General features: G+C 53.1%; 15 protein-coding genes. All 15 read right to left on the bottom strand.

What is annotated here, in order from left to right:
- Window positions 1–10: 10 nt before the first annotated feature.
- The 15 genes from wcaL to wcaB all read right to left on the bottom strand — a co-directional run bounded on the left by wcaL (window position 11) and on the right by wcaB (window position 16,424).
- Window positions 11–1,231, bottom strand: coding sequence for a colanic acid biosynthesis glycosyltransferase WcaL (gene wcaL / locus OGV93_RS04010; protein ID WP_287109395.1), 1,221 nt, complete (start codon window positions 1,229–1,231; stop codon window positions 11–13).
- The gene (gene wcaK, locus OGV93_RS04005) at window positions 1,228–2,508 is read right to left on the bottom strand and encodes a colanic acid biosynthesis pyruvyl transferase WcaK (protein ID WP_047359119.1); all 1,281 of its coding nucleotides are present in this window, start codon (window positions 2,506–2,508) and stop codon (window positions 1,228–1,230) included. Before wcaK ends, wcaL begins: the two co-directional genes overlap by 4 nt.
- Before the next feature lie 23 nt (window positions 2,509–2,531).
- Complete coding sequence (gene wzxC, locus OGV93_RS04000) at window positions 2,532–4,010, bottom strand: colanic acid undecaprenyl disphosphate flippase WzxC (protein WP_101700041.1); 1,479 nt, start codon at window positions 4,008–4,010, stop codon at window positions 2,532–2,534.
- Window position 4,011: 1 nt separating this feature from the next.
- A complete protein-coding gene (wcaJ, locus tag OGV93_RS03995; protein ID WP_016156914.1) occupies window positions 4,012–5,406 on the bottom strand; it encodes an undecaprenyl-phosphate glucose phosphotransferase in 1,395 nt (464 codons plus the stop codon).
- Between the two features lie 54 nt (window positions 5,407–5,460).
- Window positions 5,461–6,831, bottom strand: a complete 1,371-nt coding sequence (gene cpsG, locus OGV93_RS03990) for a colanic acid biosynthesis phosphomannomutase CpsG (protein WP_101700042.1) — start codon at window positions 6,829–6,831, stop codon at window positions 5,461–5,463.
- A gap of 127 nt (window positions 6,832–6,958) precedes the next feature.
- Window positions 6,959–8,395 (bottom strand): mannose-1-phosphate guanyltransferase, encoded by a 1,437-nt coding sequence (gene cpsB / locus OGV93_RS03985; protein WP_287109405.1) that lies wholly within the window; start codon window positions 8,393–8,395, stop codon window positions 6,959–6,961.
- Entirely contained in the window at window positions 8,395–9,621 is a 1,227-nt protein-coding gene (gene wcaI, locus OGV93_RS03980; RefSeq protein WP_101700043.1) for a colanic acid biosynthesis fucosyltransferase WcaI, read from the bottom strand. Before wcaI ends, cpsB begins: the two co-directional genes overlap by 1 nt.
- A complete protein-coding gene (locus OGV93_RS03975) occupies window positions 9,618–10,097 on the bottom strand; it encodes a GDP-mannose mannosyl hydrolase (protein WP_169329979.1) in 480 nt (159 codons plus the stop codon). The genes wcaI and OGV93_RS03975 overlap by 4 nt, the downstream gene beginning before the upstream one ends.
- Before the next feature lie 2 nt (window positions 10,098–10,099).
- Complete coding sequence (fcl, locus tag OGV93_RS03970) at window positions 10,100–11,065, bottom strand: GDP-L-fucose synthase (RefSeq protein WP_016156919.1); 966 nt, start codon at window positions 11,063–11,065, stop codon at window positions 10,100–10,102.
- Window positions 11,066–11,067: 2 nt separating this feature from the next.
- Window positions 11,068–12,189 carry a GDP-mannose 4,6-dehydratase gene (gmd, locus tag OGV93_RS03965; RefSeq protein ID WP_016156920.1) on the bottom strand — a complete coding sequence of 374 codons (1,122 nt, stop codon included), beginning with the start codon at window positions 12,187–12,189 and terminating at the stop codon, window positions 11,068–11,070.
- Between the two features lie 24 nt (window positions 12,190–12,213).
- Entirely contained in the window at window positions 12,214–12,768 is a 555-nt protein-coding gene (gene wcaF / locus OGV93_RS03960; protein ID WP_016153587.1) for a colanic acid biosynthesis acetyltransferase WcaF, read from the bottom strand.
- A gap of 9 nt (window positions 12,769–12,777) precedes the next feature.
- Window positions 12,778–13,524, bottom strand: coding sequence for a colanic acid biosynthesis glycosyltransferase WcaE (wcaE, locus tag OGV93_RS03955; RefSeq protein ID WP_049270706.1), 747 nt, complete (start codon window positions 13,522–13,524; stop codon window positions 12,778–12,780).
- 5 nt (window positions 13,525–13,529) lie between these two features.
- Complete coding sequence (gene wcaD / locus OGV93_RS03950) at window positions 13,530–14,747, bottom strand: colanic acid polymerase WcaD (RefSeq protein ID WP_287109394.1); 1,218 nt, start codon at window positions 14,745–14,747, stop codon at window positions 13,530–13,532.
- Entirely contained in the window at window positions 14,722–15,939 is a 1,218-nt protein-coding gene (gene wcaC / locus OGV93_RS03945; RefSeq protein ID WP_019077135.1) for a colanic acid biosynthesis glycosyltransferase WcaC, read from the bottom strand. The genes wcaD and wcaC overlap by 26 nt, the downstream gene beginning before the upstream one ends.
- Complete coding sequence (gene wcaB, locus OGV93_RS03940; protein ID WP_016156923.1) at window positions 15,936–16,424, bottom strand: colanic acid biosynthesis acetyltransferase WcaB; 489 nt, start codon at window positions 16,422–16,424, stop codon at window positions 15,936–15,938. Before wcaB ends, wcaC begins: the two co-directional genes overlap by 4 nt.
- Window position 16,425 lies beyond the last annotated feature (1 nt).

The raw sequence follows: 16,425 nt of genomic DNA, 5'->3' as shown, positions 1-16,425 counted from the left end.
CAACCTCGATTTACATCGTTTGCAGCAGACCGGCTAACTGTTTATTGATCGCTAACTGATTAAATTCAGTTGCAATTTTTTCTCGCGCGCACTGCACAATCGGCTGCACCTGCTCACTGTCGAGCAGGCTAAATGCCGCTAATCGCTCTGCCAGCGCCTGCGCATCGTTTTCCGGTGCCAGCCAGCCAGACTTGCCCGACTCGACCAGTTCAGGGATCCCACTATGGACGGTGGAAATCACCGGGATGCCCACCGCCATCGCCTCCATCAGCGCCACCGGGATCCCCTCCATATCGCCATCCCTTCCGGTAATTGAGGGCAGCAAAAAGACATCGGCCTGCTCAAGCATTTCCTTCACCTGATGACTGGGTTTAAAGCCTGGCATCTCAATCACATCATCAAGTTGATATTGCTCGATTAGCGTACGCAGACGACGCTCCCAGGGGCCAATGCCAAGGATGCGATAACGGAATGCGACGCCCTGCTCTTTCAACTGACGACAGGCTTCGATGGCAACGTGCAGTCCTTTTTTCTCAGTTAACCGGGCGACAGAGATAATCTCCAGCGGTGCGGCTGGCGATTTCAACTGGCGGGGCGTAAAGCGCGTCATATCGATTCCCATGCGCGAGACCGCGATTTTCTGCGGCGGGCACCCCATATTTTTTAAACGTCCGGCCCAGAGGTTGCTGATGGGTAACATCAAATCCCCACGTTCAAACAGTTGCTGATATTCAGGGGTGTAGTGGGCAAGCACATCCCGATGCGAAACATCAATGCCGTGAAATACCGTGGCGATTTTGCCGCGGATCATCCCTAGCTCACGCAGCTTGGCGGCCGTTACGCCTGCGGGCCCAAAATGAGCGATAAACACATCCGCTTCAAACGCCCGCGGGTTCGCGCCACAAATGGCCGCCAAAATCAGATTGCGCGCCTCATCGCCATAGCGTGAAACATTCAGCGCTTTCCAGGTGGCTGCGCGGGTAATACCGCGCAGGGCCGCCACTGCCCTATACTTAAGCTTCGCCAGTTTGCTGTTCGGCTCATTCAGTAACCAGCGCGTTCTTTCACCCAGACGGTAGGTATTAAATGAAGCATGGGTATTTTCAAGATCGCCCTTGTGCAACGCGACAATTTCCACGTCGTAGCCCATGTCGATAAATGCGGTAATCTGATTGAGTACAAAGGTCTCGGAGGAGAGCGGAAATTTAAGCAGGAAAAAGCCAACCTTCATTTTTCCCCCTCAATACGCGTTAAAACCGATTGCACCATGTTCACCCCACGTTCACGCTCACGCCTAACCGCGTCGCCGAGACGTATGTTCAGCTCAGGTAACTGTCCGAGAGCATCGGCGACCTTCCCTTCCAGGCTGCCATCGAGCAGATGGCGAATATCGACGGCCATCTCTGCTAACCCCAGTTGTTGCATGATCCCTGCCGATTTATGCTCATAATTAATGGCGATGGCTGGCGTCATAAAATTCATCGAGATGATGGCCGAGTGTAAACGAGTCCCCACAGTCAGATCGCATGCAGCCAAAATTTTCCCCATTTCCAGGTCGTTGAGTTCATCCATCACCACGTGATAACGGCCCGGGTCGTTAACATACTGGCGCAGGTTCAACGCCACCATGCGGTCATCTTTGTTGTAACTATCAATACCGGTACAGGTTGACAGCGCTATCACCTGGTAACCTTCATCAAGGATGCGGTTCACTACCCCGGCAAAGGCTTGCTCATAGGCCTGCTGCGTTGTCCCCAGACGCTTATCAAAAGGAGCCAGCTCACGCAGAGTAATGGCAACGGTCTTCTGTTTTGCCGCCATGTGTAACCAGTGCTGTACGGCATAACCAGGCTCATAATCCTCATCATGGTTATTTACCAGCCAGGCGGTATCTACCCCGGTTTCGACTTTATCCGTGTTTATTGCACTGCGCTTCATCAGATCCAGACTGACGGATTCACGCAAAATCAATGCATTACAATGTCCAAAAACGTAGTTCGCCAGTTGATTAAACTGCTCATCCTGGAATGGCCCCACGCTGTGGCCAATCATGTACAGCGGTTTTTTCGCCATAAACGTACACAGGGCATGTTCAAACTGCGGTACGCCATACAGATCGACAAAAAACGATCCGCCGACCTGGATAATGGCGTCGTAGCGCGACAGCAGACGAACAAAATCGGTAAACCCCTGGGCGATCGCGATATTGCGCAGATTACCGGAATCGGTGACACGCGAGAGCAGCACCTGATGCTGATAGCGACGACGCAGCACCTTCTTCACGCGTCCCATAACGCCCGCGGCGTTATTGTGTTGCTTCATCTGCGAATACAGCGGATCGCCCATCACCGGGCGGTTCAGTAACCACGAAGAACTCACCGGATAACGGCTCATAACATCCACTTCAGTCTCAGGACGCAACGCGTTAATGGCATCCAGCAAACCGCGCAGAATCGCGCTATCCCCACGGTTCCCACAGGTATGGTTGCCTAAAATTAATAGTTTCATTATGACCTCTTAAAGCGTTGTTCTTATCCTGCACGAAGCAAGGTTTTCATTTTTTCACTGCGGCAGAGCTGGCGTTTTATTTCCACCACTAACGGATGGCGCGACACCACAATCATCGCCGCAAACGCCAGCACTCCTGCCGCTACCTGGATCCCCAGCAACGCACCTGGCGACAGTTGGCTGCGCAGCATTACGTCCAGCGCATAGCTCACCACAAGGGTAGGTAAAGAGAGATATAACGGCAGCCACAGACTGAGCATGTACTGGCGGTAGCTGGAGCCAAGAACAGGTTTGATCATCACGAAGTAACTGAGGATCGTGTTAATCACCTGGACCAGCAAAAAGCCCAGCGTCACGCCAATCGCCCCGGCCTGATGACCACCGATGAAAATGGCGGGAATAAACAGAAAGGTTTTGAACACATTGAATTTGAAGCTGATGTCGACCCGTGCTTTCGCCATCAGCAGTGAACCGATCGGATTCCCCACAGAGCGCAGCAGTCCAACAATGCACAGCAGTTGCAAAACGGGAATAATACCGTTCCACTTCTCGCCAAATACCAGCGGCACCACGTTGTTCGACACCACCATCAATCCCAGGAGTACCGGAAAGTTAATGATCCCGACCACCGACAGCAGCTTGTAAAAATTCACCCGTAGCTTTTCACTGTCGTCCTGAATTTTTGCAAACGCCGGAAACAGGACACGGGTAATAATCGGGTTCAGTTTGATCGGAGGGACAACCGCCACGTTCCAGGCGAGATTGAATCCGCCCGCCACACCTGCGCCCAACGTTCTGGCTAAAACCAACGTGGAAAGGTTGGTATTGAGGTAATTGATAATGCTGTCTGCCGTCAGCCACGCACCAAAACGCAGGTTCGACGAAACGGATGCCAGCGAAAAATGCAGCCCCGGACGGTAAATCCGGCGACCAAAATAGCCGAACAGCAGCGTTCGTAGCGTACTGTTCACCAGATACCCGAGAATGGCCGTCAGCGCGAGCGGCCAGAAATGGGCGCTGACCACGGTAAAGGTAAAACCGGCCAACACCGAACTGGTTTCAATCATGCCAATTTTGTTGAAGGCCAGCTCTTTTTGCATCAGCGCGCGAAACTGCTGCCCGTGCGGTATCACCACAAACGCCAGCGATAAGGTTTTGATGAGTGGCGCCAGTTCGGGATTATTGAGCACGCTGGCAATCGTCCCGCTAAGCAGAAACATCACCACACATACCACCATACCCAGCCCAACGTTGAGCCAGTACAGCGTCGTCAGCTCAAGATAACCGATGTCTTTGCGCTGAATAATTGAATTGGCGATACCGAAATCCGACAGCGTATCGGCCAGCGCAATGATCACCAGCGACACGGTTAACAACCCAAACTGGTGGTTATCAATAATCCGCGCCAGGACGGTCATCTGGATAAGCCCCAGACCAATAATGATCACCGTAGCAATCGCCGACCACTTTGCGCCATTAAGCGTTTTTTCTCGTAAGCTCATGTTAATACGCCGCTTTGTTCACAAAGCCTTTGAATACCGTCAGAAAAACAATTTTGATATCGAACCACACGCTCCACTCGCGAATGTATTCGAGGTCAAACTCCACACGTTTTTCCATTTTTTCCAGCGTATCGGTTTCACCGCGCCAGCCGTTGATTTGCGCCCAGCCGGTAATGCCCGGTTTTACCTTATGGCGTAACATGTAGCCCTCGATCAGTTGACGGTACTGTTCGTTATGCGCCACCGCATGCGGACGTGGCCCGACGATAGACATCCCCCCGGTCAGGACGTTAATAAACTGCGGCAGTTCATCGAGCGACGTCCGGCGCAGGAAATTTCCCACAGGGGTAACGCGCGGATCGTTTTGCGTCGCCTGCGTTACCACCGCGTCGTTCTCCATCACTTTCATCGAGCGAAACTTCCAGACTTTGATCGGCTTCCCGTCCATGCCATAGCGGGTCTGGCGGAAAATCACCGGACCTTTGGAGGTCAGTTTTACCAGCAACGCAATACCACACAGCACCGGGGAAATAAGCAGCAGGATCAGTGAAGCCAGCACGATATCTTCCGCGCGCTTTAACAAGCGATTAATCCCCGAAAGCGGCGTGTCATACAGCGGCACTACCGGAACGCCGTTCATCTCTTCAATCCGTGAATGCAGAATATTGAAGGTAAAGACATCAGGAATGAGGATCACCGAGCAGGTGGTGTCGGCCAACTCACGCACCAGTTTTTTTACGCTGGCGCCATCGCTCATCGACATGGCGATATAAACGTTATGAATGCGTGAAGCTTTGGCGTCGTCCACCAGTTGTTGCAAATTACCGGCCCAGTCGCGGGAGTTTTTTCCAGGGATTGGGTCGTGATAGACCCCCGCCACTTCAAATCCCAGCCACGGTTCATGGCGAAAACTGTCCAGCAGCATTTGTCCGGCGGGCAGGTCGCCAGCCACCGCCACCCGGCGGGTGTTGTAACCACGATTACGCAGCCACCCCGCACCGTAGCGAATAAACGAACGACTCAACACCAGGCCGACGCTTGAAAGCAGATACCATGCCAGCCAGACGGCGAGACGGTTATCGAAATCGTTATTAAAGGCGATCAGACCTGCGCTAAAAATCAGACTCAGCGTCCAGTTTTGTAGTAACAGCACCAGCTCAGTGGAAATTTTGACGCCGCGCCAGGAGCGATAAAAATCCGTTATGCCACCGAGCATCTGAAAAACGACCAGCGTGATCAGCGCCACCAGCAGGTGCATATACAGGAAAGGCAAACCGCTTAATTCGCAGATCACCCACAACCCGCCAAACATGATGGTGATATCTGAAAAGCGTTGCACCATCGAAATTAACGACGCATTGGTTTTGGCGCGTTCGCGCTTTTTTAGATGTGTCATCGTGGTTCCTGTTAGTCACCCTTTGCCCATAAGCGGGCAAAGGAAGCACCGGCATTACTGATTCAGTAACGCCAGAAGAGTGCGCGTTCGCGCTTCCATCAACGGAATATTTCCGCGCGATTCCACGTTCAGGCGCACCACCGGTTCGGTATTGGAAGAGCGTAAATTGAAGCGCCAGTCGACAAATGCCATGCTGATACCGTCCGTTCTGTCCACCGTCAGCGCCTCACGGGAAAAGTGCTGCTCCACACGCGCAATCGCTGCCGCCGGCTCTGCCAGCGTGCTGTTGATTTCCCCACTCGCCGGATAGGCCACCATCCGGTCACGGACCAGTTCACCCAGCGCCTGTCCTTTCAGACTCAGCAGTTCCGCCACCAGCAGCCAGGGGATCATTCCGCTGTCGCAATAAGCAAAATCACGGAAATAGTGATGCGCGCTCATTTCACCGCCATAAATGGCATCTTCATGGCGCATCCGCTCTTTGATAAACGCGTGCCCGGTTTTTGACATCACCGGTTTACCGCCTGCCGCCGTCACCACGTCCACAGTGTTCCAGGACAGGCGCGGGTCGTGGATAATTTTCGCCCCCGGATTCTTCTCCAGAAACGCTTCTGCCAGCAGGCCGACAATGTAGTAGCCCTCAATGAACTGACCTTTTTCATCGAACAGGAAGCAGCGGTCAAAATCACCGTCGAAGGCAATCCCCATATCCGCACCGTGTTCAATCACCGCATTGCGCGTGTCGGCCCGGCATTCCGGCAGCAGAGGGTTGGGGATACCGTTGGGGAAGTTGCCATCCGGCGTATTGTGAATTTTGATGAACTCGACCGGCACACCCAGCGCCTTAAAACGGGCTTCAATGGCGTCAACCACCGGACCTGCCGCACCGTTGCCGGAATTGAGCACCAGCTTCATCGGTTTCAGGCTGCCGGGATTGATGTAACCCAGCAGGTGGTCGATGTAGGCATCGCGGGTAGTAATACGCTGGTAGTGCCCACGTTTTGTCACATCAACCGCCGGGAAGTCGTTGGCTTCCGCCAGGCGCTGCACGTCGCGCAGACCGGTATCACCGCTGATGGGCCGCGCCCCTTCCCGCACCAGCTTCATGCCGTTGTAATCCATCGGATTATGGCTGGCGGTCACTTCAATACCGCCGTCAATGCCAAGGTGGAAGGTGGCGAAGTAAATCTCTTCGGTGCCCGACATGCCAATATCCAGCACATTCACCCCCGCATCCTGCAGCCCTTTCGCCAGCGCCAGCTTTAGCGTCTCGCTGGTCAGACGCACATCGCCGCCCAGAACGATAGATTTTGGCTTCAGGAACTCGCCGTAAGCGCGGCCAATGCGCCACGCGATCTCTTCATTCAGCTCTTCGCCCAGCCTGCCGCGAATATCGTAGGCTTTGAAACAGGTTAATTTCGTCATGATTTCCCCTTCTTCAGGCAACAGTTAGCCCTCTCCTGACTGGAGATATTTTTCCCAAAATGACTAGCCGTTAGTTTTTAGGCCGGATAAGGTGTTCACGCCGCCATCCGGCAACGATGATGTTGTGTTACGCGCGCCCGTAGCGATCCGCAAACCGCACCACATCATCCTCATCGAGGTAAGATCCGGAGCGCACTTCAATCAGATCGAGCGGGATTTTCCCGGGGTTCTCCAGACAATGGGTCGCCCCCAGCGGAATATAGACAGACTCGTTTTCCGCAAGCAGCTTGATATCATCATTGATTGTCACCTTCGCGGTACCGGCAACCACAACCCAGTGTTCAGCCCGGTGATGATGCATCTGCACAGACAATCCCTCACCAGGCTTGACGGTAATTCGCTTCACCTGGTAACGCTCTCCGGCATCAATTGAGTCGTACTTGCCCCACGGACGATAAACTTCGCGGTGAATATGATGCTCATGACGCCCGTCAGCCTTAATTTGCTCTACCACTTTTTTGACGTCCTGCACCGCGTTGCGATCGGCTATCAGCACCGCGTCTTTGGTCTGCACCACCACCAGATCTTTCACCCCGACGGTCGTCACCAGGCCGGATTCGGCATACACGTAACTGTTTTCCGTTTTGTGGCTAATGACGTCGCCGTGATGCACATTGCCTTCAGCGGTATGGGCACTAATTTCCCACAGCGATGACCAGGAGCCAACATCGCTCCAGCCTGCGTTCATTGGCATCACCACCGCATCGGCGGTACGTTCCATTACCGCATAGTCCACAGACTCTTCCGGGCAGGCGAGAAACGCCTGTTCATCAACGCGGATAAAATCGAGATCGGGGTCGACCGTGCTCATGGCGTTCTCACAGGCTTCAAGAATATCGGGACGATACTTTTTCAGTTCTTCCAGGTAACGTCCGGCCCGGAACAAGAACATGCCGCTGTTCCAGTAGTAGTCGCCGCTCGTCACGTAAGCCTGCGCGGTTTCCAGATTGGGCTTTTCAACAAACTGTGCCACCTCAAAAGCCACGGCGTCGGTATTCGTCGGCGAGACCTCCCCCCGGCGGATATAGCCATAGCCGGTTTCCGGCTGGTCCGGCACGATACCAAACGTCACCAGCTTACCCGCTCCGGCATAGGGCATCGCATTGCGAACCGCCTCGCGGAATGCCTCTTCGTTGGCAATCATGTGATCGGCCGCCAAGACCAGCAGCAGCGGATCCTCACCCGGACTTTGACGTTTTGCCGCCAGCGCGGCCAGCGCTATCGCTGGTGCCGTGTTACGCCCGGTAGGTTCGAGAATAATGTTCTCAGTCAGCTTGTGCAGCTGTCGTAGCTGTTCCGCTACGATAAAACGGTGTTGTTCATTACAGATAACCACCGGGCTTTCGCACTCCACGCCGTTCAGACGGCAAATCGTCGTCTGCAGCATGGTGAGATCGCCTTTCAGGCACAGGAACTGCTTTGGGTACAGCACGCGGGACAGTGGCCATAAACGGCTACCCGAGCCACCGGCCATCACCACCGGAAAGAGTTTGCTTTGACTCATCATGTACCCCGTATATCTGCAAGAAATTGACTCAGCACGTTTTCTTTATCCAGCGTGCGTTCGGCATAATCACGTGCCACCGTGTTTACTTTTGGCATCATCAATGCCCGTTTAATACCGCAAACCAGCGCGTTTACCGACTCCGGCTCCACGCACACCGCAATGCCAGGGTGAGCGTCACAAAGCTGACCCAGCTCGGTTTCTGGTTCGGCGGTAATAACTGCGTTACCACCAACAGCGAGGATATTGGTCAATTTGGAGGGCAGTACGGCATCAGCCGCACCACGCTTTTGCACGACCAGATGACAATCCGCAATCTTGAGCAACGCCGGCAGCGCGTCATATGATTGCAGCGGAAAGAACATCACGTTGTTCAGGCCGCGTTCGCTGGCCATGCTCTCCAGCCGCGCTTTACCACCGCCCTGCCCGACAATCACAAACAGCCAGGGGTGTTCGCTCAACTCGACCGCTGCGTCTATCACGCTCTCCAGCCCCTGCTTTTCACCGATATTGCCTGAGTAAAGAACGATCTTTTGATCGGCAGGCAATCCCAGTTGCCGGGACAACGCCTGGGCATCGGCGTCGCTCACATCACGAAAACGCGGCACTTCTGACCAGTTCGGAAAGAAAATAACCTTGTGCGGCGCAACGCCTTTTTCCATGGCTTTGTGCATCATGGAACGGGAAATCGTCGAAATATGGTCCATATTCAACAGCCCACTGCGCTCAAAGGCGCTGGCCAGTTTTGCCACCATACCGCGCGTGCCTTTGCCCGCCATTCCTAGCCCCAACATGGCATCGACTTCGTAATCCTGAACGTGCAATAGCGTACGTGCGCCACAAAGCTTTGCCAGCAGGCGCATGCCCGGCGTGCAAAACAGCGTCGGCACTACGCCGATAATGCGATCCGGCTTCCAGCGACGTTGCGCCAGTAGCGGGAAAAAACTGCTCAGGGCGAAACTGCCCAAATGCAGCAGGCGCTTGAGCGTTGAGGGTTGCTCAGGCACATACAGCGGACAACGCCAGACGAGGGCGTCGCCCTCTTCGCGACGGTAGCGCCAGGATGAATAACTGCCGTTTACCTTCCACTGGGGATAATAAGGCGGCGCGGTGATCACCCGAACGTCATGCCCCTGCTGCGCCATCCACTCCACCATTTCACCGGTGTATTTGCCGATACCGGTCAACTCCGGCGAATAGTTGATGCCATACACGAGGATCTTCATAGCCCGGGTACTCCGGCCTGACTTGTTTTACAGAAGTAAGCCCGACTGTTGTCGTGCACGTGGTCACTGACCAGAATCTGTGTAGCCGCCATCCAACGGTACGCATCATGTTGAACATCAGGCAGTTGCAAGTCGTTTTCCGACACCCGCAGACGAAATCCCAGCACGATGTAATGCGTTGAGAAATCATCCCCAGAAAAGTTGTCGTCATAGAAGTGCTGCCAGACACCGTAAAACTCCGCAGCGGACAGCGGTAAACGTAACCCCAGCTCCGCTTCAGTAAGCCGCTCAAAGGCCACGTGCAGCGGTTCATCTTTTTGCACCCGACCGCCGGGCACGAACCAGTAACCCTGCGCCGGACGATTGAGACGCTTACCGAGCAGAAATTCACCGTGGGTGTTTTCCACGATCAAATCGATGGAAATCAGCGGAGTTGAACGTACTACGGTGGCAAAATCCTCATGACGTAAAAACATGCTTACCCCCGGTAGCGCTGCTGGTTTTCAAGGAACCACTGCCAGGTACTGGCAAGCCCCGCTTCCAGTGATATCTCGTGATACCAGCCCAACTGATGCAGACGCGTAACATCGAGCAATTTGCGCGGCGTTCCATCCGGTTTGCTGGCGTCGAACACCACGCGCCCCTTGTAACCCACGACCTGCGCGATGGTTTGCGCCAGTTCGCGGATGGTGCAGTCCACGCCGGTGCCCACGTTGATATGCGACAGCATCGGCTGGGTATATTCCTGCAAGACTTCCTGAGCCAGCTCCATCACGTGGATACTGGCCGCTGCCATATCGTCAACATGCAGAAATTCACGCATTGGCGTCCCGCTTCCCCACACCACCACATCCGGCGTATTGTGCTCGCGAGCGTCATGAAAGCGGCGCAGCAGCGCCGGGATCACATGCGAATTACTCGGGTGGAAGTTGTCATGCGGCCCATACAGATTGGTCGGCATCACCGAGCGATAATCGCGGCCATACTGGCGGTTATACGATTCGCACAGCTTGATCCCGGCAATTTTGGCAATCGCATACGGCTCATTGGTCGGTTCCAGCTGCCCCTGCAACAGCTCGCTTTCGGCTATTGGCTGGGTGGCTTGCTTTGGATAAATACAGGATGATCCGAGGAACAGCAGTTTATTCACGTTATGCAAATGCGCAGCATGAATAATGTTGCTCTCAATCATCATGTTTTCATAAATAAAATCAGCAGGATAAGTATTATTCGCCACGATCCCGCCAACTTTAGCCGCTGCCAGATAAACCTGGTCAATACGTTCAGTGGCAAAGAACGCCTGCACCGCACTGGCGTCCAGCAGGTTAAGTTGGTCGCGGGTACGCAGCACCAGCTCGACATTATCTCGCTGCGACAATTGTCTGACGATGGCGGACCCCACCATCCCGCGATGGCCCGCCACAAAAATACGTTGTGTCTTCATCCTCAGTACTCCAGCGCGATGGCGACCTCGTAACCGTGCGACTTCAGCAGGGAATGCTTCTTCGCTGCTTCAAGATCGTTGGCAACCATTTCCGAGATCATCTGGCGCAACGTGATTTCCGGCTTCCAGCCCAGTTTTTCATGTGCTTTGGCCGGATCGCCCAGCAGCGTTTCCACCTCTGCCGGACGGAAGTAGCGCGGGTCAACGGCAATCATGACATCCCCAGGTTTCACACCCGGCGCGTCGTGTCCGGTTACGGAAACCACAATGCCTTTCTCATTCACGCCCTCGCCTTCAAAGCGCAATTTAATCCCCAACTGAGCGGCGGCCATTTCCACAAACTGGCGCACGGAATACTGCACGCCGGTGGCAATCACGAAATCTTCCGGCTTGTCCTGCTGCAGCATCATCCACTGCATCCTGACGTAATCTTTGGCATGCCCCCAGTCACGCAGCGAATCCATATTGCCCAGGTACAGGCAAGACTCCAGCCCCTGCGCGATGTTGGCGATCGCACGCGTAATTTTGCGCGTGACAAAGGTTTCGCCGCGGCGCGGAGATTCGTGGTTAAACAGAATGCCGTTACAGGCATACATACCGTAAGATTCGCGGTAGTTGACGGTTATCCAGTAGGCGTACAGCTTAGCAACGGCATACGGCGAGCGCGGGTAGAACGGCGTGCTCTCTTTCTGCGGGATTTCCTGTACCAGACCGTACAGTTCAGAGGTGGAAGCCTGATAAAAACGGGTCTTCTTTTCCAGCCCGAGGAAGCGGATAGCTTCCAGCAAACGCAAGGTGCCGATAGCATCGACATCCGCGGTGTATTCCGGTGAATCAAACGACACTGCGACATGACTCATGGCGCCGAGGTTATAGACCTCATCCGGTTGCACTTCCTGTAAAATACGGGTCAGGTTGGAGGAGTCCGTCAAATCGCCATAGTGCAGATGGAATTTGGGATTGCCCGAATGCGGATCCTGATAGATGTGGTCCACTCGTTCGGTGTTGAATGATGAAGCGCGGCGCTTAATACCGTGTACTTCATACCCTTTTTCCAGCAGGAACTCTGCCAGGTAAGAACCATCCTGCCCGGTTACGCCAGTGATGAGAGCGACTTTTGACATGTAATTACCTCTTAAATGATCCCCTCAGGGAGTAACTTTCTCGACGCGTTCGCGTGTGACTATTGCGGGATTTCCCCGACAAACGACATTGGCTGGCAGCGATTTAAATACACTGCTGCGTGCTCCGACGACGGTGCCATCGCCAATCGTCACGCCAGGCGCGACAAAGACATCTGTCGCCAGCCAGCATTTATCACCAACTACAATTGGTGTGGCGTTAATATCAAAATGTTGACTGGCATAATCATGACTCCCGGTGCATAAATAACTTTTTTGCGAAATAACCGCGTGCGCACCAATCGTAATATCACCCAGCGTATATAAAACCGCGTCATCACCCACCCAGGAATAATCTCCCAGGGTTAATTTCCACGGATAAGTAATTTTTACTGAAGGTCGAATAACTACGTTTTTTCCTATTTTTGCGCCAAACATTCGCAATAAAAACGCACGCCAGCGATACATTACCTGTGGGGACCAGCGAAATAATGTGGCTTGCACTGCCCACCATAATTGCACTTTAATGGCACCGCCGCCGCGAAAACCTCCCGGCACGTTGAAGCCGCTTAAATCCTGCATAATGTACCCTTACGCTTTTCCATATAAGGTTTTTGTTTTACCGGTTGTGCGCAGACGTAAATATTCTGACAACCCGGTCCAAAAACCTGGCATGTGTAATATCTGGCGCTGTACCTTTTTTGCATCCCGGCACAATTCCAGATTATTCGTCGTTGACACCCCACCCATGGAAAACTCTGACACCAGCCCGCTCAGCTTTTTAAACGCGTAACCTGACTTGTATAATTTGGCTGCCAGTGCGTAATCAGACGATATCTTATATTGCAAATCATAGCGCCAGACATTCAGTCCAGAGAGAGGAAAGAAGATTGCCTGATGGCTGGCGGGAAGGCTGTGATAAATATACCAACCCGGCTTGGCCCGCCGCTTAATTTTGTTACCATTACCGAAATCCAGCAACGCATCGCCAATGACCATCGCTTTATCGCTCTGCGTTTTTAGCTGGCGGATAAAATGAGCCGCATCTGCATGCAGAATATCCCCGGAGTTGAGGAACAGCGCAAACCGCCCGCGCGCCATAGCGATACCTTTGTTCATTGCATCATAGATGCCCTTATCCGGCTCGCTGACAAACCGTAACCGGTGCTCTCCACTGAGCCCTTCAAGAAAGGCCGAGGTACCGTCAGAGGAGCCGCCATCAACAACAATCCACTCAAAACTGATATCACCCGCCTGCGTCAGATGAGCTAACGACGCGTGAGTTTTGACGATCCCTTCCAGATTACGAAAGGCGACGGTAATAATACTGAGCAGCATGCGTTCTACCTCGCTATATTCAGCGCCTTGCGCAAAATAAACGGACATACAATTAAAAATGCGTATTCCGGACTAAATACTGAACCTGTAAAAAACAGCGACAGCGGCGTAAAAAGATAAAGCTGCACCCGATAATTCTGATTATCACCAAACGCATTGTTCATCATCTTCATGACTTTCCCCATGTACCACAGGGCTAATATCACCGCGAACCATGAGAAATAAATAATCAGCAGATACAAGCCATTGTCTATCGTTTTACCAACATCTGCACCGTTAAAAATTCCGAATGACGCAACATATTCATAAAGTGAGCCGAATCTCACTACCCCATCAACGTTAAGTAATGAATAACCGACCATTACTAATGGTCCCACGATACGATAATACGATGATGAGCCTTCAGTTCCTAAATCTCCAAGCCGTGTCGCGATGTACGGAAACGCAAATATCACACCAACAACAAACACGCTTAATGAGATTATCGCCAGCGGCAACTTCTTTTTTATCGCATCTTTATTCAGATACTGGAACGCCCACTCCAGGAGGTAAAACAAAATAAATGTCATTACCCCTGAAAACGATCCTGATAATATTATCCCTGCCAGAATCATAGCATCGGACTTAGGCGTTTTGATACCAAACTGTTTGATACTGAGCCAAATTGAGATTAACGCCAGAGCGAAGAATGCCGGTTCGAAATAGAGTGCAGTGGTACGCTTCCCGCCAAACTTAATAAAGTTCAGAACATAGCTATTGCTGTAAATAAGATATTTCGAAATAACTTCCATTAAACTGCTGCCGCCACTAAGAATTATCTGCGCCATTTCCACCGCAGCTAACCCCACCACCAGGCCCACAACCAGCCAGAAAAAACGCAAGATCTTAATGTAGTTATGCGGCGAAATGGTTTTGAAGCGAATACTCCACACCATACCGATAATCACCACGGTATAGACAAACAGCATTGCGGACGTCACGTACTTGCTGGCATCCAGTGATTGTCCGAACAGATAGTTAAACGCCGTCAGTCCGCCCCCCACGCCCAGCGCAATCATTAATTTTTTAATATTGATGCGCTCGACAAACAGCAACAGCAGAACGGGCAAAAACGTGACGATAGTTATCGGGAAGCTCTCGCCAAGCTGGGCGAGTTTGACGTTAACCAGCAGATAAAGCAGCGGTAGCACCAGATAGCTACAGATTCTGATAGAACGAGACATACTCCTCCAGCATCTGTTGTCCACTGTATGCCACCCGGCTGCGCTGGCTGAACGCGGCAAGCGACGTGTCAAATACCGCCTGCGCAATGTCTGATCTTTTCAGTTGCACCAGGTGCAAAACGTCCGCTTCGCTGAACGTTTTGCCGCCCGATTTCGCCAGCACTTCCTGCGCGGCATCGCTATGCGTAGCAATAACCGGTACGCCGATGGAAAGCGCTTCACACAGAATCAGCGGGTAGTTATCAACGCGCGAGCTGAACACCAGCCCATCCATCTCGTTAAGCGCGCTCATCAACGTGCGCTTATCGCTCTCAAACCCGTGATTGATGACGTTATCCCCGACAAACGGAGAAAATTTGCCGAAGGTATGCAGCTCAATTTTGTCTCCGAGCGCAATCATCGCTCGCACCAGTTGCTGACTGGTTTTTCCGTCATAGCGCAGGTCATGGGCCACCACGGCGATTTTCGGTCTGCCGCTTTCTTCATGGTTAGCGGGAAGTTCGGCAAGAATGGCTTCCGTTGCCACATCGATGCCGTTGTTAATAATGCGGCAACGACCGACGCCATACAGACTGTTGAATGCGTCGGCCACATGCTGACTGGGCGAGATGAACTGGCAGCCCAGTGCCAGCATGGCGCGAAACATCTGCCGTTTACCAGGCAACTGTTGATGGGCTTTATCGATTTTTACCGGCGGATAGTTACTGAGCGTTGGACATTTCTGACAGCCCGTTTTCCAGCTTTCGCAACCATCGGTAAAGGCACAGCGCCCGGTCACGCTCCAGTGATCGTGCAGCGTCCAGACGAAGGTGATATCCGGTTTATGCGCCTTCACTTTTTGGCAAAAGGTGACCACCTCTTCCAGATTCAACCAGTAGCTGTGCAACACATGAAAATGCAGTACCAGCGGGCCGGAAGTGCGGGTTACCGTACGGTACAACTTGTCGAGATTGCCAAACATGTCGCGGTTCGCGAAACGAAACAGCGCAATGTTCGCCGCCGACGTCAGACGTGGCGTATGTTTGATAACCTGCGGGTAATTCTCGTGACTGACGCTTTTCTTACCGCCTTTGCCATAGCCGTAGACAAAACGCGACGACAACCCTTTTTCCAGCGCCCTCAGATGCAAATCTAACGCTACGCCTGCCGCCCCGCCTTCTGCGAGCCGCACATTAAACTGTAATATTTTCATTTTATTACCTTCACCCGTGCCTTCTCGCCCACGACCAGCGTATTGTCCGGGATGCTATCCACGACGACGCTCCCGGCGCCAATCGTCACGTTATCGCCAATGGCAACGCCGCCAAGCAGAGTGACATTGGCCCCCAGCTCAACGCCGTTACCGATGACCGGACAGGACAGATCGTTGCCGCCAAGATTGCCGATGGTGACGCCGTGGCGCAGGGTGAAATCATCCCCCGCCACCACGTGTTTATTGATCACCACCCCATAGCCATGATGGATGGTGAAACGACGACCAATAGATGCAGCGGCCTGGATTTCATAGCCAAACACGCATTCAGTGATAAGGCGATACATCACCAGCACCGGCGCCGCCCACAGGTTGTTCAAGACATTTTTTTTACGCCAGACGGAGCAAAAATGGGCAATCCGATAGGCCACCACCATGCAGCAGGGTCGCAGACTCCAGCCGTTCGCGCGTAAATCTTCCAGCATA

The organism is Citrobacter sp. Cb031 (assembly GCF_030336725.1).
Taxonomy (GTDB): Bacteria; Pseudomonadota; Gammaproteobacteria; order Enterobacterales; family Enterobacteriaceae; genus Citrobacter; species Citrobacter braakii.
This window is presented reverse-complemented; position numbering and strand designations above follow the sequence as displayed.